Source organism: Micromonospora chalcea, from assembly GCF_028768405.1.
In the GTDB taxonomy this organism is placed as follows: domain Bacteria; phylum Actinomycetota; class Actinomycetes; order Mycobacteriales; family Micromonosporaceae; genus Micromonospora; species Micromonospora chalcea.
The window spans coordinates 343903-364849 of the sequence record NZ_CP118233.1 but is presented as its reverse complement, the minus strand read 5'-3'; the positions used below and the strand labels follow the sequence as shown (position 1 = coordinate 364849).

Below are 20947 nucleotides of genomic sequence, written 5' to 3'. Positions count from 1 at the left end.
GCCGCACATCACATCCGATCCGGGCTAGGCTCGGCTCGTTGTGACCCTCACCGACCTTCCCGCCGCCCGCATCCGCACCTTCCATCCGCGTCGCGGGCGGATGAGCGACCGGCAGCGCGACGCGCTGGACCGGCTCTGGCCCGCGTACGGCCTCAGGATCGCCGCCCTCGACGGGCCGTGCGATCCGGCGGCGCTGTTCGGACGGCGGGCGCCGCTGGTGCTGGAGATCGGCTCCGGCATGGGCGACGCCACCGCCGCCATGGCGGCGGCCGACCGGGACCGACACTATCTGGCGGTCGAGGTCCATACGCCGGGAATCGCCAACCTGCTCGACCTGGTGGAACGCCACGGTCTGGACAACGTACGGGTGGCCGAGGGCGACGCCCTGGACCTGGTCCGGGCCATGCCGGAGGGCTGCCTGGACGCGGTGCACGTCTTCTTCCCGGACCCGTGGCCGAAGACACGCCACCACAAGCGGCGGATCATTCAGCCGGCGCACGTGGCGCTGCTGCGGTCCCGGCTGGCGCCGGGCGGCACGTTGCACTGCGCGACGGACTGGGCCGAGTACGCCGGGTCGATGCGCGAGACGCTCACCGCCGACCCGGAGCTGGTCGACGTACACGGCGGCTACGCGCCGCGTCCGGCGCACCGGCCGGTGACGAAGTTCGAGCGCCGCGCGCTGACCGCGGGCCGGGAGGTCTTCGACCTGATCCACCTGCGGCGCTGAACCCGTTGCGCTGAACCCGGTTGGCGCGGCGCGGTGTGATCCAGGCACGATGGGAGCCGCCATGACTCTCACCGCCGCGCTGCCGAAGACCGCCGATCCCGACACCCTCTACGACGCGTTCGCCTCCTGGGCGTCCGAGCGCGGCCTGAACCTCTATCCCCATCAGGAGGAGGCGGTCATCGAGATCGTCTCCGGCGCGAACGTGATCATGAATACGCCGACCGGCTCGGGCAAGAGCCTGGTGGCGATCGCGGCGCACTTCGCGGCGCTGGCCGACGACCGCACGACCTTCTACACCGCGCCGATCAAGGCGCTGGTCTCGGAGAAGTTCTTCGCGCTCTGCGAGGTCTTCGGCGCCGAGAACGTCGGCATGCTCACCGGCGACGCCAGCGTCAACGCGGACGCGCCGATCATCTGCTGCACCGCGGAGATCCTGGCCAACCTGGCGCTGCGCGAGGGCCGCCGCGCCGACGTCGGCCAGGTGGTCATGGACGAGTTCCACTTCTACGCCGAGCCGGACCGGGGCTGGGCGTGGCAGGTGCCGCTGATCGAGCTGCCGCAGGCCCAGTTCGTGCTGATGTCGGCCACGCTCGGCGACACCACCCGCTTCGTCGACGACCTGAGCCGGCGCACCGGGCGGCCGACCGCCGTCGTCCGCTCGGCCGAGCGGCCGGTCCCGCTCCTCTTCTCGTACGCGACCACGCCGCTGCACGAGACGCTGGAGGAGCTGCTGGAGACCAAGCAGGCCCCGGTGTACGTGGTGCATTTCACCCAGGCCGCCGCGCTGGAACGCGCCCAGGCGCTGATGAGCGTGAACGTCTGCACCCGCGCCGAGAAGGACATGATCGCGCAGGCGATCGGGAACTTCCGGTTCACCTCCGGCTTCGGCAAGACGCTGTCCCGGCTGGTCCGGCACGGCATCGGCGTGCACCACGCCGGCATGCTCCCGAAGTACCGCCGCCTGGTCGAGACGCTCGCCCAGGCCGGCCTGCTCAAGGTCATCTGCGGTACGGACACGCTCGGCGTCGGCATCAACGTGCCGATCCGCACCGTGCTGTTCACCGGCCTCTCAAAGTACGACGGGGTGCGGACGCGCCTGCTGAAGGCCCGCGAGTTCCACCAGATCGCCGGCCGGGCCGGGCGGGCCGGATTCGACACGCTGGGCCGGGTCGTGGTGCAGGCCCCCGAGCACGTGATCGAGAACGAGAAGGCCCTCGCGAAGGCCGGTGACGACCCGAAGAAGCGCCGCAAGGTGGTGAAGAAGAAGCCGCCGGAGGGCTCGATCGGCTGGGGTGAGCCGACGTTCCAGCGCCTGGTCGAGGCCGAGCCGGAGCCGCTCACGTCCAGCTTCCAGGTCAGCCACTCGATGCTGCTCAACGTGATCGGCCGCCCCGGCGACGCGTTCGCCTCGATGCGGCACCTGCTCACCGACAACCACGAGGACCCGGCCGCGCAGCGCCGGCACATCCGCCGGGCCATCGCCATCTACCGCGCGCTGCGCGCCGGCGGCGTGGTCGAGGAGCTGCCCGAGCCGGACGAGACCGGCCGCCGGGTACGCCTCACCGTCGACCTCCAGCTCGACTTCGCGCTCAACCAGCCGCTGTCACCGCTGGCGCTGGCCACCGTGGAACTGCTCGACCGGGAGTCACCGTCGTACGCGCTCGACGTGCTCAGTGTGATCGAGTCGATCCTGGACGACCCGCGCCAGGTGCTGTCCGCGCAGCAGTTCAAGGCCCGCGGCGAGGCGGTCGCCGCGATGAAGGCCGAAGGCATCGAGTACGAGGCACGCCTCGAACTGCTCGACGAGGTGACCTGGCCCAAGCCGCTGGCGGAGCTGCTGGAGTCCGCGTACGAGATGTACCGGCAGGGCCACCCCTGGGTCGCCGACCACCAGCTCTCCCCCAAGTCGGTGGTCCGCGACATGTACGAGCGGGCCATGACGTTCCCCGAGTACGTCCAGTTCTACGGGCTGTCCCGCTCCGAGGGGCTGGTGCTGCGCTATCTCGCCGACGCGTACAAGACGCTGCGGCAGACCGTCCCCGAGGACGCGAAGACCGAGGAGCTGGTCGACCTCATCGAGTGGCTGGGCGAGCTGGTCCGCCAGGTCGACTCCAGCCTGATCGACGAGTGGGAGCGGCTGCGCAACCCGTCGGACGTGGCCGAGGTGGCCGCCTCGCTGGACGACCGGCCCCCGGCGGTGACGCGCAACGCGCGGGCGTTCCGGGTGCTGGTGCGCAACGCGATGTTCCGCCGCGTCGAGCTGGCCGCGCTGCGGCGCTGGGACCTGCTCGGCGAGCTGGACGCGGGCGACGGCTGGAACGCCGACGCCTGGGCCGACGCGCTGGAGCCGTACTTCGAGACGTACGACGCGATCGGGGTGGGGCCGGACGCGCGCGGGCCGGCGCTGCTGATGATCGAGCAGGGCCGCGAGAAGTGGACCGTACGGCAGATCCTGGACGACCCGGACGGCGACCACGACTGGGGCATCAGCGCCGAGATCGACCTCGCCGCCTCCGACGAGATCGGCGCGGCGGCGGTCCGGATCACCGACGTCGGCCAGCTGTAGGACTACGCGAAAAAGGGCCGCCCGGGATGTCCGGGCGGCCCTTTTCGTGCCCTGGGCGATTGTCAGACCCGTCGATTAGAATGTATGTACTAATCGAGCTGTTGACCTGGGAGGATGCTCGTGACTGCGCCCACCTCCGCGACCCCTGTCACCCCCTACGCCACCCTCCTCGGATTCACCCGGTACGTCGACCGCACCGGGCCCACCAAGGCCACCTTCGTCGGCGGGCTGCGCCGGCAGCGGGCCAGCCGGCACGGCTTCAACCCGCACGGCCAGTTCGTCAAGGCGCTCAAGGCCGACGTCGCGTTCCACACCGGCGGCACCCACCTCGCGCAGGTCGCCGATCTGGTCAAGCCGCGCTGGCGCCCGCTCTACGAGGCGCTGGTGCCGGGCGCGACCCGCTGGCTGCAGTCGCTGGGCGAGCCGGCCGGCGTCGACCTGGCGCAGACCCGCGACGCGCTGGCGATGCTGGGTGACCTGCCCGTGAAGATCAACCCGCAGTTCGGTGTGCGGTACGCCGACGGCCGGGCCGAGGCGATCCGGCTGCACTTCGACGAGGCCCCGCCGAGCGAGGAGGCGACCCTGGCCACGCTGCACCTGATGGCCCGGCACATGGACGCGGTGCTGCCGCACGCCGAGCCGGTCCTGGTCGACGTGCGGCGCGGCGAGGCGCACCGGATGCCCGCCGACGTCAAGCCCGAGCAGATCGAGCAGTGGCTGGCCGGTGAGGCAGCCGCGTTCCGCGCCATCTGGTCCACCGCCGCCTGACCGACCGATCCGACCCGGCTCACCGCCGCCCCACCGAACGGCCGTCCCGCACCCGGGACGGCCGTTCGGCGTGCTGCGCCCCGGGCGACCGACCGGGCCGGAGCAGCCGCCGCGGCGGGGCGACACCGTCCCTCGTGTGCGCTTTCCCCTCTGGGCTCAGGTTAGTGGCATATGTGAGTAATAGTCGGGAACAACCCGCCTGACTCCGCCTCGCCCCCGCCGGTCGTCGTCTCGTCCCGCCGCCCGTCGTCCGTCGAGGAGCACCAGTGGTAACAAACGACTCGCCTGTCGTACCCCCACTGCGGACCGCCCGCGCCCCGCGCCCGGTACGCGGACGCCTCATCCTGCTCGGGCCCGCGTTCGTAGCGGCGGTCGCCTACGTCGACCCCGGCAACTTCGCCACCAACTCCACGGCCGGGGCCCGGTACGGCTATCTGCTGGTCTGGGTGGTGGTGGCGGCGAACCTGGCCGCCATGCTGGTGCAGACGCTCACCGCCAAGCTCGGCCTGGCCACCGGGCGCAGCCTGCCCGAACTGTGCCGGGAGCACCTGCCCCGGCCGCTGAACCGGGTCATGTGGGCGCAGGCCGAACTGGTAGCCATGGCCACCGACCTGGCCGAGGTGATCGGCGGGGCGGTCGCGCTGTACCTGCTGTTCGGCGTCCCGCTGCTGCCCGGCGGCCTGATCGTCGGCACCGCCTCGTTCGCCATCCTGGCGCTGCGCTCCAGAGGTTTCCGGACGTTCGAGATCGCCATCGCGGTGCTGCTCGGGGTGATCGTGCTGGCGTTCGCGGTCAACCTGGTCACCGCGCAGCCAGACGTGTCCGACGCCGCGGCCGGCCTGCTGCCCCGCATGCAGGGCACCGACAGCATGCTGCTCGCCGCCGGCATCCTGGGCGCGACGGTGATGCCGCACGTCATCTACGTGCACTCGGCGCTGACGCCGAACCGCCTGCCCGCCGAGGGCGAGGCGCAGCGACGGGTGATCGCCAAGGGCCTGCGGGTCGACGTGCTGATCGCGCTCGGCGTCGCCGGGGCGGTCAACCTGGCCATGCTGCTGGTGGCGGCGAGCAGCTTCCACGGCACGTCGATCCCGGGCACCGACACCCTCGAAGGCGTGCACGCCGGGCTCGCCACCACGCTCGGTACGGCCGCCGCGGTCGGTTTCGCGGTCGCGCTGCTCCTGTCCGGCCTCGCCTCCACGAGCGTCGGCATGTACGCCGGTGAGATCATCATGCAGGGCTTCCTGCGCCGCCGGATCCCGCTGCTGATCCGCCGGATGATCACGCTGCTGCCCGCGCTGGCGGTGCTCGCGATCGGCGTCGACCCGACCCGGGCGCTGGTGCTGTCGCAGGTGGTGCTGAGCTTCGGCATCCCGTTCGCGCTGATCCCGGTGGTGATGTTCACCCGGCGCCGGGACCTGATGGGCAGCCTGGTCAACCGGCGGGCCACCACCGCCGCGGCGGTGGCGATCACGGCGTTCGTGGTGGCGCTCAACGCGTTCCTGCTCTGGCAGCTGGCCGTCTGAACACGCCAGCGCCCGTCCGGCCCGGTGCGGCTGGACGGGCGCTGGTGATCGGGGCTCAGGCGGACAGGTACTTCTCCAGGTCGTCCAGGATCTTGTTGGCGGCGCCCACGCCGATGCCGGTCATCCAGATCTCGTCGGAGACCACGTGCGCCTTGCCGGCCTTGACCGCGGACAGGCCCTTCCACAGCGTGCCGCCGGTGACCTTGGCCTGCTCGGCGGCGGCCTTCTCGCCGTACGCGGTCACGAACACCACGTCGCCGTCGGCCTCGGCGATGCGCTCCGGGCTGACCCGGTCCATCCGCTTGTCCTCCTTGCCGGCGAGCATCTGCCGCTCGGGGCGGCCCAGGCCGGTGTCGCCGACGACGATGCCGGAGAAGGAGTCCGGCCCGTACAGGCGGATCTCGGTCGGCATGAAGCGCACGATGGAGACCTTGCGGGACGCGGCGTCGCCGAGCTTCGCGCCGAAGTCCTTCGCCCGCTTCTCGTACTCAGCCAGCAGGTCCTTGGCCTGCTGCTCCTTGCCCAGCGCCGCGCCGTCGAGGAGGAAGTTCTCCTTCCAGGTGATGCCGACCTTCTCGGTGAACACGGTCGGGGCGATCTTGGACAGCTCGTCGTAGAACTTCTCCTGGCGGAACTTGCTGCCCAGGATGAGGTCCGGGTTGAGCGCGTTGATCGCCTCCAGGTCCGGCTCGGTGAGCACGCCGACCTCGGTGATGCCGGCGAGCTTGTCCGCGCCGAAGTAGGTGGGCCAGCTCTTCGCCTCACCGGCGGTGGCCGCGCCGACCGGGGTGACGCCGAGCGACAGCGCGGTGTCGATCTTGTCGGTGTCGAGCACGACCACGCGCTTCGGCTCGGCCGGCACCTTCGTGGTGCCCATGGCGTGGGTGATCTCCCGGGTCTCCCCGGTGCCGGCGCCGCCGACGGGATCGCTCTCCCCGCAGGCGGTGAGACCGACGCCGAGGGCGAGCGCGGCGGTGAGTGCGACGGCGAGACGACGCATGGTGTTCCTTTCGGTGGTGCGGGTCGGCGCGCTCAGGCGTCACCGACGGGGACGCCGGCCGTGGCCGGCGTGGCGGCCGGAACGGCCGAGGTCTGGGTGAGGGCCGGCACCACGAGCGGGGCGCCGCTGACCGGGCAGGGCACGACCACGCAGTCCAGCCCGAACACGTCGCGGACCAGGTCGGCGGTGAGGATCTCGCGCGGCTCGCCGGCGGCGACCACCGCGCCGTCGCGCATGGCGATCAGGTGACCGGCGTACCGGGCCGCCTGGTTGAGGTCGTGCAGCACGGCCACCACGGTCCGGCCCCGCTCGGCGCGCAGCCGGTGCAGCAGGTCCAGCACCTCCACCTGGTGGGCCAGGTCGAGGTACGTGGTGGGCTCGTCCAGTAGCAGCGCGTCGGTGTCCTGGGCCAGCGTCATGGCGATCCACACCCGCTGGCGCTGGCCGCCGGAGAGCGTGTCCACCGCCCGGTCGGCCAGCCCGGCGACGTCGGCCAGCCGCATGGCTTCCTCGACCGCCCGGCCGTCCTCGGCCGACCACTGCCGCCACCAGCGCTGGTAGGGCTGCCGGCCGCGCCCGACCAGGTCGGCCACGGTGATCCCCTCGGGCACCAGCGGGCTCTGCGGCAGCACGCCGAGCCGCCGGGCCACGTCCCGGGTGGGCAGGTCCCGGATCGCCGCGCCGTCGAGCAGCACCGCGCCCCGCCGGGGCGTGAGCAGCCGGGCCATGGTGCGCAGCAGCGTCGACTTGCCGCAGGCGTTCGGGCCGACGATCACGGTGAACGTGTCGGCCGGCAGGTCGAGGTCCAGTCCGTCCAGCACGGTCCGGCCCTCGTAGCCGACGACCAGGTCGCGGGTGGACAGCAGCGCGGTCACGAGCGCCTCCCTCGGGTGCGCAGCAGCACGAAGATCAGGTACGGCCCGCCGATCGCCGCGGTCAGCACGCCGGCCGGCAGTTGGGTGGGCGCCAGCAGCCGCCGGGCGCCCAGGTCGGCGAGCACCAGCAGCAACGCGCCCAGCAGCGCGGCGCAGAGCAGCGGCGGTCGCTCGGTCCGGGCCAGCCGGCGGGCCACCTGCGGGGCGACGAGCGCCACGAAGTCCACCGCGCCCACCTGGGCGGTGACCATCGCGGCGGCCAGCACGCCGGTGCCGGCCAGGCCGATGCGCCGGGCCACCGGCCGCAGGCCGATCCCCCGCGCGGTGTCGTCGTCGAGCGTGCTGCTGCGTAGCGCCCAGCCGGCCCAGAGGAGCACCGGCAGCAGCCCGGCGAGCGTGCCGGCGATCCAGGCCGCCTCGCTCCACCCCTTGCCGGCGAGCGTGCCGATGAGCCAGATCTGCGCGCGCAGCCCGTCGATCGGGTCGGCGGTGAGCATGACGACCTCGATCAGCGCCCGGAACGCGAAGGCCACCGCCACGCCGGCGAGCACGAACCGCTGGGCGGCCAGGCCGTGCCGGGCGCCGAGCGCGAACACCAGCACCGCCGCGGCCAGGCCACCGAGCAGCGCCGCCGGCGCCACCAGCACCGCCGCCGCCCCGCTGGTCAGCGCGATCGTGGCGGCCAGTCCGGCGCCCTGGGTGACGCCGATGACGTCAGGGCTGGCCAGGGGGTTGCGGGCCACGCTCTGGATCAGCGTGCCGGCCACGCCGAAGGCCGCCCCGGCGACCGCCGCGAGGACGGCGCGAGGCAGTCGCAGGTCGCGCACCACGAGGTCGTACGGGGTGCCCGCGCCGGAGAGCGACCGCACCACGTCGACGGGGGCCACGTACGGCGTCCCCAGCGACAGGCTGATCACCACCGCGAGGCAGAGCAGCACGAACAGCACCAGCGCCAGAACGACAGGACGCCACCGGAACGGCACCACCACCGCCGCCCCGACCCGCAGAACCCCGCGCCCGGCCCCCAGCGGCCCACGTCGTTGATCTTGCACTTGCTGCCCCGACCGCGCCGGGATCGCCCCTTTCGCCGGGGCGGCAAGTGCAAGATCGCGGGAGTCTGTGCGGGGGACCGGGGTGGTCATGTCGTCACCGTTTTGGCTCGGTGGACCAGGTAGGCCAGCAGCGGGGCGCCCAGCAGGGCGGTGATGATGCCCGCGGGGATCTCGCCGGGCGGGGCGACCAGGCGGCCCGTCACGTCGGCCGCCAGCACCAGCGCGGGGCCGAGCAGCGCGGCGACCAGCAGCGTCCACCTGTGGTCGGCGCCCACGAGCGCCCGGGCCAGGTGCGGCACCGCCAGCCCGACGAACGCGATCGGCCCGGCTGCGGCCACCGCGGCGCCGGTGAGCAGCACGCCACCGCCGCCGGCGGCGAGCCGGACCAGGGCGACCCGGTGGCCGAGCCCCCGGGCCACGTCGTCGCCGAGGGCGAGCGCGTCCAGACCACGCGCGGCCAGCAGGGCCAGCAGCACGCCGGTCACCACGAACGGAAGCACCTGACCGGCCACGCCGACGCCCCGGCCGGTCAGCCCGCCGACCACCCAGAAGCGGTACTCCTCGAACGTGCGGGCGTCGATGCTGAGCAGCGCGTACACGATGGCGCCGAGACCGGCGTCGAGGGCCGCGCCGACGAGCGCGAGGGTGACCGGGCTGGCGCCGTCGCGGGCGCGGTTGGCGACCGCGAACACGAGCAGCCCGGTGAGCAGCGCGCCGGCGATGCCGAACCAGACGTACCCGGCGAGCGTGCCGACCCCGAACACGGCGATGGCCAGCACCACGCCGAACGAGGCCCCGGCGCTGATGCCGAGGATGCGCGGCTCGGCCAGCGGATTGCGGGTGACCGCCTGGAACAGCACCCCGGCCAGCGCCAGCGCGAGGCCGACGACCAGCCCGAGGACGGTACGCGGCAGCCGCATGTCCCGGACGACAGTGGTCGCGTCGCCGCCGTCCGGTGACACCAACGCGTGCCACACCTGGTCGACCGGGATGTGCCGGCTGCCGAGCGCCAGGCTGGCCAGCAGCGCCAGCAGGAGCAGCAGCGCCGCCGCCAGGGTGACCGCGATGCGGCGGGGTGCGCCACGGCGGGCGGGGGCCCCGGCCCGCGCGGGCCGGACGGCGACGGTGGTCACGGGGTGGCACGCCTTCCGGTTAGGTACGCCTCACCTTAGCTGACCTGGTAAGGCGCACCTAACCCGCCGGTGTCGATGCCCGGCAACCCCTAGCCTGAGGGCATGCGATTCGACAGGCACACGGTGGTGCTCCTGGTCCGCCCGGACGACGCGCCGGACCTGCCGCAGGACGCGCTCGACCGGATCCAGGACGCCCACCTGGCGCACCAGGCCGGGCTGGTGGAGCAGGGCGCGGTGCTCGCGGCCGGGCCGTTCCTCGACGGCGACGACGAGCGGATCCGTGGCTTCGCGGTGCTGTCGGTGGACCCGCAGATGGCCCGCGAGCTGTACGCGAACGACCCGGCGGTCCGCGCGGGCCGGCTCGTCGCGCGGGTGAGCAGCTGGATGGTGCCGGAGGGGCAGGTCCGCTTCGAGCAGGTGCCGGTGCCCCGCTCGATGCTGGAGGCCGCAGCCGGCGACTGAGCGCGCGGGTCAGTCCTCGGCGGCCTGCCGGACGCCCGGCACCACAGGCGTCGGCCACAGCGGGGCGCGCGGTCCGGCCGGCACCTCGACCTGCTGGTCGGACCAGACGTACGTCTCGGGCAGCAGGTCGCTCACCGGCACCGCGCGCAGCCCGTCCGGCGGCCCGACTATCACCCGGATCGCCGGGAAGTAGTCGAGCAGCACCTGACGGCAGCGCCCGCACGGCGGGATGACGCCCCGGCCCCGGTCCCCCACCGCGACGATCGTCTCCAGCTCGCCGGCGCCCTGGGTCGCGGCGGCCCCGATCGCCACCACCTCGGCGCACGGGCCGCCGGTGAAGTGGTAGACGTTGACGCCGCTGAACACCCGGCCGTCGGTGCTGCGTACGGCGGCGGCGACGGTGTGGTTGTCGCTGCGGCAGCGCAGCTTCGCCACGGCGGTGGCGGCCTGCACGAGCGCCCGGTCGGTGTCCCGCATGATCATCCCCGCCCCTCGTCGGCCCCGTCGGCCCCCGTCGGCGGCAACTTTATCCCCGCCGGGCGGCCCGCCGGTGACGGCGCGCCCGTCGCCGGTAACCCGGGGGCGGTCCGCCGCGCGGCTGCCTATCCTTGGCGACGACATGCAGAAGCCAGCCGTACCCGCCGCCCCTGACACCGCCCGCGACCTGCACCGCCGCCTCGCCCCGCTGATGTTCCGCGACCAGCGCCGCCTCCAGCGGCGGCTCGACGGCGTGCGGCGGCTGCGTGACCCGCAGCGGCGGGACGCGGCGCTGGCCGAGATCACGGCCGAGGTGACCCGCGCGGAGGCCCGGCTGGAGTCGCGCCGCGCGGCCGTGCCGGCGATCACCTACCCGGCGCAGTTGCCGGTGAGTGAGCGCAAGGACGACATCGCGGCCGCGATCCGCGACCACCAGGTGGTGATCGTGGCCGGTGAGACCGGCTCCGGGAAGACCACCCAGCTCCCCAAGATCTGCCTGGAGCTGGGGCGCGGGATCGCCGGCCTGATCGGGCACACCCAGCCCCGCCGGCTGGCGGCCCGTACGGTCGCCGACCGGATCGCCGACGAGCTCGGCACCGAGCTGGGCGACGTGGTCGGCTACAAGGTGCGCTTCACCGACCAGGTGGGCGAGAACAGCCTGGTCAAGCTGATGACCGACGGCATCCTGCTGGCCGAGTTGCAGACCGACCGGATGCTGCGGCAGTACGACACGCTGATCATCGACGAGGCACACGAGCGCAGCCTCAACATCGACTTCATCCTCGGGTACCTCAGGCAGCTCCTGCCCCGCCGGCCCGACCTCAAGGTGGTCATCACCTCGGCGACCATCGAGACCGACCGGTTCGCGAAGCACTTCGCCGACGCCGAGGGCAACCCGGCGCCGGTGGTCGAGGTCTCCGGACGCACCTATCCGGTGGAGGTCCGCTACCGGCCGCTGGTCGAGGTGACCGAGGCCGAGGAGGAGGACGAGGCCGACGAGGAGAACGTCCGGGACCAGATCCAGGCCATCGGCGACGCGGTCGAGGAGCTGGCCGCCGAGGGGCCGGGCGACATCCTGGTGTTCCTCAGCGGCGAGCGGGAGATCCGCGACACCGCCGACGCGCTGGGCAAGCTGGTCCAGAAGAAGCGGTCGCTGCTCGGCACCGAGATCCTGCCGCTGTACGCCCGGCTGTCCACCGCCGAGCAGCACCGGGTCTTCGCCGCGCACTCCAACCGCCGGGTGGTGCTGGCCACCAACGTCGCGGAGACCTCGCTGACCGTGCCGGGCATCAAGTACGTGGTGGACCCGGGCACCGCCCGGATCTCCCGCTACTCCAGCCGGCTGAAGGTGCAGCGGCTGCCGATCGAGCCGGTCTCGCAGGCCAGCGCCAACCAGCGCAAGGGCCGCTGCGGGCGTACCTCGGACGGCATCTGCATCCGCCTCTACGACGAGCAGGACTTCGACTCCCGCCCCGAGTTCACCGACCCGGAGATCCTGCGCACCAACCTGGCCTCGGTCATCCTGCAGATGACGGCGATCGGGCTCGGCGACGTCGCCGCGTTCCCGTTCATCGACCCGCCGGACCGGCGCAACATCACCGACGGCGTGAACCTGCTGCACGAGCTGGGCGCGCTCGACCCGGCCGAGACCGACCCGGCGAAACGGCTCACCGCGCTGGGCCGGCGGCTGGCACAGCTCCCGGTCGACCCCCGGCTGGCCCGGATGGTCCTGGAGGGCGAACGCAACGGCTGCGCCACCGAGGTGGTGGTGATCGCCGCCGCGCTGTCCATCCAGGACCCGCGCGAACGCCCGGCCGACAAGCAGGCCCAGGCCGACCAGGCGCACGCCCGGTTCGCCGACAAGGAATCCGACTTCGTCGCGTACCTGAACCTGTGGCGCTACCTGCGGGAGAAGCAGCGGGAGCTGTCCTCCAGCGCGTTCCGCCGGATGTGCAAGGCCGAATACCTCAACTACCTCCGGGTACGGGAGTGGCAGGACATCGTCAGCCAGTTGCGCCAGGTGCTGCGAACCTCGGACAAGGGTGAGGGCCGGCGCGGCGCCGGCGCCGACCTGCCGGAGGAGATCGACACCCCGAAGGTGCACCAGTCGCTGCTGCCCGGCCTGCTGTCGCACCTCGGCCTCAAGGACGCGCAGAAGCACGAATACCTGGGCGCGCGGGGCGCGAAGTTCGGGATCTTCCCCGGGTCGGCGCTGTTCAAGAAGCCGCCGCGCTGGGTGATGGCCGCCGAGCTGGTGGAGACGTCCCGGCTGTGGGGGCGGGTGGCCGGGCGGGTCGAGCCCGAGTGGGTCGAGCCGCTGGCCCAGCACCTGGTCAAGCGCAGCTACAGCGAGCCGCACTGGGAGAAGAAGCAGGCCGCGGTGATGGCCTACGAGAAGGTCACGCTGTACGGCATCCCGCTCGTCACCTCGCGCAAGGTGAACTTCGGGCGGATCGACCCGGTGCTCAGCCGGGAGCTGTTCATCAGGCACGCCCTGGTGGAGGGCGACTGGCAGACCCACCACCACTTCTGGCGGGACAACCAGAAGCTGCTGACCGAGATCGAGGAGCTGGAGAACCGGGCCCGGCGCCGCGACATCCTGGTCGACGACGAGACCATCTTCGCCTTCTACGACCAGCGCATCCCCGCCGACGTGGTCTCCGGCCGGCACTTCGACTCGTGGTGGAAGAAGACCCGCCGGGAGCAGCCGGACCTGCTCACGTTCACCCGCGAGCTGCTCGTCAACGACGGCCGGGGCGGGGTGGACGAGGAGGACTTCCCGGACGAGTGGCGGGCCGACGGCGTGACGCTGCCGCTGACGTACACGTTCGACCCGACCGCGCCGACCGACGGCGTCACTGTGGACATCCCGCTGCCGCTGCTCAACCAGGTGCCGGCGGAGAGCTTCGACTGGCAGGTGCCCGGGCTGCGCGAGGAGCTGGTGATCGCGCTGATCCGGTCGCTGCCCAAGCCGGTGCGGCGCAACTTCGTGCCGGTGCCCGACTACGCGCGCGCCGCGCTGGCCGCGATCACGCCGGGCGAGGAGCCGCTGCTGGCCGCGCTGACCCGGCAGCTGCGCCGGATGACCGGCGTGACAGTGCCGCCGGACGCCTGGGACCCGGGGAAGCTGCCGCCGCACCTGCGGGTCACGTTCCGGGTGCTCGGCGAGGACGACAAACCGGTCGCCGAGGGCAAGGACCTGCCGGCGCTGCAACGCGAGCTGCGCCAGGAGGTACGGCAGGTCGTGGCCGCCGCCGCGCCGGACGTGGCCCGTTCCGGGCTGACCGAGTGGTCGATCGGCGCGCTGCCGCGCACCATCGAGCAGGTCCGCGCCGGCTTCGCGGTGACCGCGTACCCGGCGCTGGTGGACGAGGGCGCCACCGTCGGGGTGAAGGTGTTCGACTCGGCCGCCGAGCAGGAGGCCGCGCACTGGGCGGGCACCCGGCGGCTGCTGCGGCTGACGCTGCCGTCGCCGGCGAAGTTCCTCCAGGGGCGGCTGAGCAACGAGGCGAAGCTGGCGCTGTCCCGCAACCCGCACGGCAGCGTGCCGGAGCTGATCGAGGACGCGGCCGGCGCGGCGATCGACAAGCTGATCGGCGACGCGGGCGGCCCGGCCTGGGACGCCGAGGGCTTCGCCGCGCTGCGCGACAAGGTGCGGGCCGACCTGGTGGACACCGTGGTCGAGGTGATGGACCGGGTCCGCCGGGTGCTGGCCGCCGCGTACACGGTGGAGCAGCGGCTCGGCGCGACCCGCAACTTGGCGGTGGTGGCCGCGCTGGCCGACATCCGTGCCCAGCTCACCGGCCTGGTGCACAAGGGCTTCATCACCGAGACCGGCTACGCGCGCCTGCCCGACCTGCTGCGCTACCTCACCGCGATCGAGCGGCGGCTGGACCGGCTGCCCGGCAACCCGCAGCGCGACAAACAGCAGCAGGACCGGATCGCGGTGGTGCAGAAGGAGTACCAGGACATGCTCGCCGCGCTGCCCCCGCCGCGGCGCGCGACCCCGGCGGCCCGCCAGATCCGCTGGATGATCGAGGAGCTGCGGGTGAACGTGTTCGCCCAGGCCCTCGGCACCCCCTACCCGGTCTCCGAGCAGCGCATCTACCGGGCCATGGACGACGCCGAGGGCCGCTGATCCGCCGCGCCGGCCGACGCCGGCGCGGCGGTCCGGTCAGCGGCGGATCACCGCGCCGAAGCCGAGCCAGCGACCGGCGTACGGCCCCTCCACGAGGCGGACGTGCTCGCGGCCGTTGAGCACCGAGCGGCCGTCGATGGCCACCGCGTCACCGACCCGGTAGGTGGTGGGCACCGACTTCATCAGCCCGGCGGCGTCGATCGAGTACGCCGGTGGCGCGTCGACGGCTATCGTGCCGGGCCGGTGCAGCTTGTAGCCGAACCCGGCGCAGATGCCGACCTGGTACCGGTAGGGCGAGTACTCCTGCACGTAGTAGCCGGCCAGGGTGCCGGCGGTGATCGCGTACCAGATCCCGGTCTGCCGCATGATCTTCACGCGGTCGCCGGAGGGCGCGGCGCTGGCGCGGGCCAGCGTCATCTTCGTCCGCGCGGTCACCGTGCCGGCGCTGTTGAACTTGTACGCGGTGTGCGTGCCGGAGGAGAACCGGATGTTGCCCTTCACGCCGTAGGGCGGGTAGTCGGTGTACCAGAGGTCGGCGAGCTGGGCCAGGTACGTGTCACCGGTGATGGCGTACTGCTGGACGAACTGGAACATGTGGGTGGAGTGGTACTGGCCGGCGTCGATGCCGTGGGTCAGGCAGTAGCGGCTGCGCCAGTGCCGCACCCGGGTCTTCTCCCACACGTCCCGGTAGGTGGTGATCGCGCCCTGCAGCATGAGCTTGGCGTCGGCGTTGCGGGTGAGCACCCAGTAGTCGTAGAGGCCGTACGCGGAGAACATGTGCCCGTTGTAGGTGCGGTCGCCGCGGACCGCCTTCGGGTGCGGGTACTCCTCCAGCCACAGCAGACCGTCCACCACGTACACGCCCCACGGCTGGCCGGCCGCCGCGGGCAGCAGGTACGAGGCGAAGGTGGCGTCCGCGGCGCCCTTCCACTTCGTCTCGCCGGTGCGCTGGTAGAGCCGGGTGAACAGGCTCAGCGCCTGCCCCTGGGCCATCATCGAGTACCAGGGCGCCGGGTAGAGGTCGGGGCCGCCGTGCAGCCGGTGGTCGAACGGGTACGGATAGAACCACGCGCCGGAGCGCAGCGTGCGGCGGTCGATCAGGCGCTGCGCCTGCCGCTTCGCCCGGTCCAGGTATGTCAGGTTCCCGGTGATCCGGTGGGCCTCCATCAGGTGCAGGCCGTACTGCGCCTGCGCGACCGGGTGGTCGTAGAGCCGGCCGCCGAGGCGCACCATGCGCACCCCGGTGGAGTCGTGCACACCGGGATCGACGAGCGGGACCGGCGAGGTCATGTGGTAGGGCTCGATGCCGATCGGCAGTTCCCGGATCTCGAAGTCGTCGTACCGGAACTGGAACGGCACCGACGCCGCGCCGGCGTACCGGCGGGTCGGTCCGCCGACGCGTCCGGCGCCCGGGGTGGAGGCCGCGCGCGGGGCCAGCCGGGGCATGTCCCGGGCCGGGATCGCGGACAGATTCGGCAGTGGCTCGACCGGCCCCGGCGGGCCGATCTCCAGGGCCGGGTCGATGACCGGGTCCGCCGGCGCCAGGAGCGAGGTCGCCGGGGACGCCGCGGCCCAGGCGGGGCCACCGCCGAGCAGCGGGACCGAGGCGGCGGCCAGGGAGCCGGCGACGACGGCACGCCGGCTCAGTGCAGGTGTCGGGCCGGCGGCCCCGGACGGGTCTTGATGGCGCATGCGAACCTCCCGTGTCTTCACATGCCGGGCATCAGCCTTCCCATGCTGTTCCGGTCGGCCGGGACGAGCAAGGACATTCGTCGCGACATGTCGGAGATCCGTCAAATGGCGGCAAGCGGCTCGACACCGGCGGGGAGCTGGTCGGCGGCGGTGGCGTCGTGGACGTACTCCAGGAGGATGCGGCGCAGCTCGCGCCCGGCGTGGGTGGGGACCACGTCGCGGCGGCGGGCCACCGCGATGGTCCGGCGGACCCCGGGCGGTACGAGCCGGGTGACCCGGATGCCGGCGCGGCGGGCCACCACGATGCCGGGCACCAGCGCGACGCCGAGCCCGGCCTCGACGAAGCTGAGCACGGCGTCCATCTCTCCGCCGTCGACGGACAGGGTCGGCTCGAACCCGGCCGCCCGGCACGCCTGGAGCGTGGCGTCGCGCAGGTCGTAGCCCTCGCGGAACATGACCAGCGGCTGGTCGCGCAGGTCGGTGATGCGCAGCTCCCCGGCTTCCGAGGCGCCCGGCAGCGGGTCGACCGAGGCGACCACCAGGCTCTCGCGCAGGATCGGGTCGGCGCGCAGCCCCGGGTCGGTGCCGGCCGACGGCATGATGATCAGGGCGAGGTCGAGGTCGCCGCGGAGCAGGTCCCGGACGAGATCCTGCGAGCCGCCCTCCTCCACGCGCAGGTCGATCGTGGGGTGCGCGTCGCGGAACCGGCGCAGCACCGGCGGGGCGAGCGAGGTGGCCAGGCTGGGCGTGGCGCCGAGCCGGACCCGGCCCCGGCGCAGCCCCACCAGTTCCTGCACCTCGCGGGTGGCGGTCTCCACGTCGGCGAGGATCCGCTTGGCCAGCGGCAGCAGCACCTCGCCGGCCGCGGTGAGGGTGATGTTGCCCCTTACCCGTTCGAACAGCGGGGCCCCCAGGTCGGCCTCCAGCGCGTGAATTTGCTTACTCAACGAGGGCTGGGTTATGCCGACAAGATCGGCCGCCTGGGTGAAATGTCGTACTTCGGCGACCGCCACGAAGTACCGAAGCTGATGGAGCTGCATCTACATAGCCTACGGCTATCAACGCTGCGATTTCGATGCATTGGACGCCTGATCGAAGTGCTCCTAGCGTCGTTCGCGTGGTAATCACGAAAACTCGGTCGCCCATCCGCTCCAATGTCGGCCTCAAGGCCGTCATGGCGGTGACGGGCATCATTCTGGTGCTGTTCCTGATCGCGCACATGCTCGGCAACCTGAAGATCTTCACGGGCGAGACCTCGTTCGACCACTACGCGCACTGGCTGCGCGACATCGGCACGCCACTGCTGCCGACGACGTGGTTCCTGTGGATCCAGCGCACCGTGCTCACCGTCGCCGTGCTGGGGCACATCGGCGCGGCCACGCTGCTCGCGATGCGGTCCCGGGCCGCCCGCCCGGTGCGGTACGCGCACCGCCGCAAGATCCACGTGAACTACGCGGCCCGCACGATGCGCTGGGGTGGTGTGATCATCCTGCTCTTCGTGATCTACCACATCCTCGACCTGACCACGGGTCACCTGAACCCGCAGGGCGACCCGGCCAACCCGTACGGCAACGTCGTCGCCGACTTCGCGCCGGAGCGGTGGTACGTCACGCTCTTCTACACCCTCGCGCTGGTGACCCTCGGCTTCCACCTGCGCCACGGCGCGTTCAGCGCGTTCCGCAGCCTCGGCCAGCAGACCCCGAAGGGCGAGCGCCGGGCCAGGATCGCCGCGCTCGTCTTCGCCGTCGCGCTCGTCGGCGGCTACCTGCTGGTCCCGTTCGCCGTGATCACCGGATTGGTGTCCTGACATGGATCTGTACCGCGAAGGCGACCCGATCGCCGACACCCGGGCCCCGGACGGCCCGATCGAGACGCGGTGGGAGCGCCACCGCTTCGAGATGAAGCTGGTCAACCCGGCCAACCGCCGCAAGATGACGGTGATCGTGGTCGGCACCGGCCTGGCCGGCGGTTCCGCCGCCGCCACGCTGGCCGAGCAGGGCTACCAGGTGCGGTCCTACTGCTACCAGGACAGCCCGCGCCGGGCCCACTCGATCGCCGCGCAGGGCGGCATCAACGCCGCCAAGAACTACCGCAACGACGGCGACTCGGTGCACCGCCTCTTCTACGACACGGTCAAGGGCGGTGACTTCCGCTCCCGCGAGTCGAACGTGCACCGGCTGGCCGAGGTGTCGGTCAACATCATCGACCAGTGCGTGGCGCAGGGCGTGCCGTTCGCCCGCGAGTACGGCGGCCTGCTGGACACCCGCTCCTTCGGCGGCGCGCAGGTGCAGCGCACCTTCTACGCCCGGGGCCAGACGGGCCAGCAGCTGCTGCTCGGCGCGTACCAGGCGCTGGAGCGGCAGATCGGCCTGGGCAACGTGGAGATGAACGCCCGCCACGAGATGCTCGAACTGGTGATCGTCGACGGCCGGGCGCGCGGCATCGTGGTCCGCGACATGGTCACCGGCGAGATCAGCACCGAGATGGCCGACGCGGTGGTGCTCGCCACCGGCGGCTACGGCAACGTCTTCTACCTCTCCACGAACGCCAAGGGCTGCAACGTCACCGCCTCCTGGCGGGCGCACCGCAAGGGCGCGTACTTCGCCAACCCCTGCTACACGCAGATCCACCCGACCTGCATCCCGGTCTCCGGCGACCACCAGTCGAAGCTGACCCTGATGAGCGAGTCGCTGCGCAACGACGGCCGGGTGTGGGTGCCCAAGGCCAAGGGCGACCAGCGCAGCCCCCGGGAGATCCCCGAGGACGAGCGGGACTACTACCTGGAGCGGATCTACCCGTCCTTCGGCAACCTGGTCCCCCGCGACATCGCCTCCCGCGCCGCGAAGAACGTCTGCGACGAGGGACGCGGCGTCGGCCCGACCGGCCTCGGCGTCTACCTCGACTTCGCCGACGCGATCAACCGGCTCGGCCGCAAGGCCATCGAGGCCAAGTACGGCAACCTCTTCGAGATGTACGAGCGGATCACCGGCGAGGACCCGTACGAGGTCCCGATGCGGATCTACCCCGCCGTGCACTACACGATGGGTGGCCTCTGGGTCGACTACGACCTGCAGTCGAGCATCCCCGGCCTGTTCGTGATCGGTGAGGCCAACTTCTCCGACCACGGCGCGAACCGGCTCGGCGCCTCGGCGCTGATGCAGGGCCTCGCGGACGGCTACTTCGTGCTGCCGAACACGCTCGCCAACTACCTGGCCTCCTCCGGCCCGCTGGACAAGGTCGACGCGAGCCACCCCGAGGCGGTCGCGGCGCGTACCGACGTCGAGGACCGGATCAAGCGGCTGCTCGCGATCAACGGCGACCGCACCGTGGACTCGTTCCACCGTGAGCTGGGCCAGATCATGTGGGAGCACTGCGGCATGGAGCGCTCCGAGGCCGGGCTGCGCAAGGCGATCGACGAGATCCGCGCGCTGCGCGAGCAGTTCTGGCAGCGGGTGCGCGTGCCGGGCGACGGCGAGGGGCTCAACCAGTCGCTGGAGAAGGCCGGCCGGGTGGCCGACTTCTTCGAGCTGGCCGAGCTGATGTGCATCGACGCGCTGCACCGCGAGGAGTCCTGCGGCGGTCACTTCCGGGCCGAGCACCAGACGCCCGACGGCGAGGCGCAGCGCGACGACGACCGGTTCGCGTACGTGGCGGCCTGGGAGTACACCGGCACCGGTGAGCCCGTGCTGCACAAGGAAGACCTGACCTTCGAATACGTCCACCCCACGCAGCGGAGCTACAAGTGAACCTGACCCTGCGCATCTGGCGCCAGCACGGCCCCGAGGACAAGGGTCGGATGGTGACCTACCCGGTGCAGGACGTGTCCCCGGACATGTCCTTCCTGGAGATGCTCGACGTGCTCAACGAGCGGCTGATCCTCGACGGCGAGGAGCCGGTCGCGTTCGACCACGACTGCCGCGAGGGCATCTGCGGCATGTGCAGCCTCATGATCAACGGTGAGGCGCACGGCCCGCAGCGCGGCACCACCGCCTGCCAGCTGCACATGCGGCAGTTCTCCGACGGCGACACGATCGACATCGAGCCGTGGCGGGCCCGGGCCTTCCCGGTCGTCAAGGACCTGGTGGTCAACCGCAACGCGTTCGACCAGATCATCGCCGCCGGCGGCTACGTCACCGCGCCGACCGGCAGCGCACCGGAGGCGCACTCGGTGCCGGTGCCGAAGGCCGACGCCGACGCCGCGTTCGAGTCGGCCGCCTGCATCGGCTGCGGCGCCTGCGTGGCGGCCTGCCCGAACGGCTCCGGCATGCTGTTCACCGCCGCGAAGATCACCCAGCTCTCGCTGCTGCCGCAGGGCCAGCCGGAGCGCTACACCCGGGTGATCGGCATGGTGGACGCGCACGACGAGGCCGGCTTCGGCGGCTGCACGAACATCGGCGAGTGCGCGGCGGCCTGCCCGAAGGGCATCCCGCTGAACACCATCGGCCGGCTCAACCGGGACTACCTGAAGGCGACGGCCAAGCGCGCCGGCTCCTGACCGGACACGGCACGACCCACGCGACCGCCGCACCCG

16 protein-coding genes are annotated in these 20947 nt (G+C 72.3%); 9 read left to right on the top strand and 7 right to left on the bottom strand.

All coding sequences use genetic code 11. The annotated features are described in order from the left end of the window. The first annotated feature begins 40 nt into the window (after positions 1-40). The 4 genes from trmB (at position 41) to PVK74_RS01615 (ending at position 5587) form a co-directional block, all read left to right on the top strand. On the top strand, positions 41-727 hold the full coding sequence (gene trmB / locus PVK74_RS01630; protein WP_274478005.1) for a tRNA (guanosine(46)-N7)-methyltransferase TrmB: 687 nt from the start codon (positions 41-43) through the stop codon (positions 725-727). Positions 728-788: 61 nt separating this feature from the next. Next, a complete protein-coding gene (locus tag PVK74_RS01625) occupies positions 789-3293 on the top strand; it encodes a DEAD/DEAH box helicase (RefSeq protein ID WP_064447507.1) in 2505 nt (834 codons plus the stop codon). Between the two features lie 120 nt (positions 3294-3413). Then, complete coding sequence (locus tag PVK74_RS01620; RefSeq protein WP_043325072.1) at positions 3414-4061, top strand: hypothetical protein; 648 nt, start codon at positions 3414-3416, stop codon at positions 4059-4061. A gap of 266 nt (positions 4062-4327) precedes the next feature. After that, positions 4328-5587, top strand: a complete 1260-nt coding sequence (locus PVK74_RS01615; RefSeq protein ID WP_274478004.1) for an Nramp family divalent metal transporter — start codon at positions 4328-4330, stop codon at positions 5585-5587. A gap of 55 nt (positions 5588-5642) precedes the next feature. Here the strand turns inward: PVK74_RS01615 and PVK74_RS01610 are convergent, their stop codons facing one another. The 4 genes from PVK74_RS01610 to PVK74_RS01595 all read right to left on the bottom strand — a co-directional run bounded on the left by PVK74_RS01610 (position 5643) and on the right by PVK74_RS01595 (position 9647). Next, entirely contained in the window at positions 5643-6587 is a 945-nt protein-coding gene (locus PVK74_RS01610) for an ABC transporter substrate-binding protein (protein ID WP_274478003.1), read from the bottom strand. A 32-nt stretch (positions 6588-6619) separates the two neighbouring features. Continuing rightward, a complete protein-coding gene (locus PVK74_RS01605; protein ID WP_069089928.1) occupies positions 6620-7462 on the bottom strand; it encodes an ABC transporter ATP-binding protein in 843 nt (280 codons plus the stop codon). Beyond that, positions 7459-8448, bottom strand: coding sequence for a FecCD family ABC transporter permease (locus PVK74_RS01600; protein ID WP_274478002.1), 990 nt, complete (start codon positions 8446-8448; stop codon positions 7459-7461). The genes PVK74_RS01605 and PVK74_RS01600 overlap by 4 nt, the downstream gene beginning before the upstream one ends. Positions 8449-8600: 152 nt before the next feature. Beyond that, positions 8601-9647, bottom strand: coding sequence for a FecCD family ABC transporter permease (locus PVK74_RS01595; protein ID WP_069089930.1), 1047 nt, complete (start codon positions 9645-9647; stop codon positions 8601-8603). A gap of 102 nt (positions 9648-9749) precedes the next feature. On the opposite strand from PVK74_RS01595, the gene PVK74_RS01590 reads away from it, so the two are divergent. Then, positions 9750-10109, top strand: coding sequence for a YciI family protein (locus PVK74_RS01590; RefSeq protein WP_274478001.1), 360 nt, complete (start codon positions 9750-9752; stop codon positions 10107-10109). Between the two features lie 9 nt (positions 10110-10118). Here the strand turns inward: PVK74_RS01590 and PVK74_RS01585 are convergent, their stop codons facing one another. Beyond that, positions 10119-10586: a cytidine deaminase family protein gene (locus tag PVK74_RS01585; protein ID WP_233607707.1), complete on the bottom strand. Its 468-nt coding sequence runs from the start codon at positions 10584-10586 to the stop codon at positions 10119-10121. Between the two features lie 142 nt (positions 10587-10728). Between PVK74_RS01585 and hrpA the strand changes: the two genes are divergently transcribed. Next, positions 10729-14724 carry an ATP-dependent RNA helicase HrpA gene (gene hrpA / locus PVK74_RS01580; protein WP_274478000.1) on the top strand — a complete coding sequence of 1332 codons (3996 nt, stop codon included), beginning with the start codon at positions 10729-10731 and terminating at the stop codon, positions 14722-14724. 36 nt (positions 14725-14760) lie between these two features. Here hrpA and PVK74_RS01575 read toward each other — a convergent pair whose 3' ends face one another. Together PVK74_RS01575 and PVK74_RS01570 are read right to left on the bottom strand one after the other, a co-directional pair. Continuing rightward, positions 14761-16416 carry a D-glucuronyl C5-epimerase family protein gene (locus tag PVK74_RS01575; protein ID WP_051611076.1) on the bottom strand — a complete coding sequence of 552 codons (1656 nt, stop codon included), beginning with the start codon at positions 16414-16416 and terminating at the stop codon, positions 14761-14763. A 101-nt stretch (positions 16417-16517) separates the two neighbouring features. Continuing rightward, positions 16518-17456: a LysR family transcriptional regulator gene (locus PVK74_RS01570; protein ID WP_043325079.1), complete on the bottom strand. Its 939-nt coding sequence runs from the start codon at positions 17454-17456 to the stop codon at positions 16518-16520. Between the two features lie 134 nt (positions 17457-17590). Here PVK74_RS01570 and PVK74_RS01565 point away from each other — a divergent pair, with 134 nt between their 5' ends. The 3 genes from PVK74_RS01565 to PVK74_RS01555 are packed head-to-tail and all read left to right on the top strand — an operon-like array spanning position 17591 to position 20911. Beyond that, complete coding sequence (locus PVK74_RS01565; protein WP_043325080.1) at positions 17591-18223, top strand: succinate dehydrogenase cytochrome b subunit; 633 nt, start codon at positions 17591-17593, stop codon at positions 18221-18223. 1 nt (position 18224) lies between these two features. Next, positions 18225-20162: a fumarate reductase/succinate dehydrogenase flavoprotein subunit gene (locus PVK74_RS01560; protein WP_043325081.1), complete on the top strand. Its 1938-nt coding sequence runs from the start codon at positions 18225-18227 to the stop codon at positions 20160-20162. Then, positions 20159-20911: a succinate dehydrogenase/fumarate reductase iron-sulfur subunit gene (locus PVK74_RS01555; protein ID WP_030499798.1), complete on the top strand. Its 753-nt coding sequence runs from the start codon at positions 20159-20161 to the stop codon at positions 20909-20911. Before PVK74_RS01560 ends, PVK74_RS01555 begins: the two co-directional genes overlap by 4 nt. Positions 20912-20947: the final 36 nt, after the last annotated feature.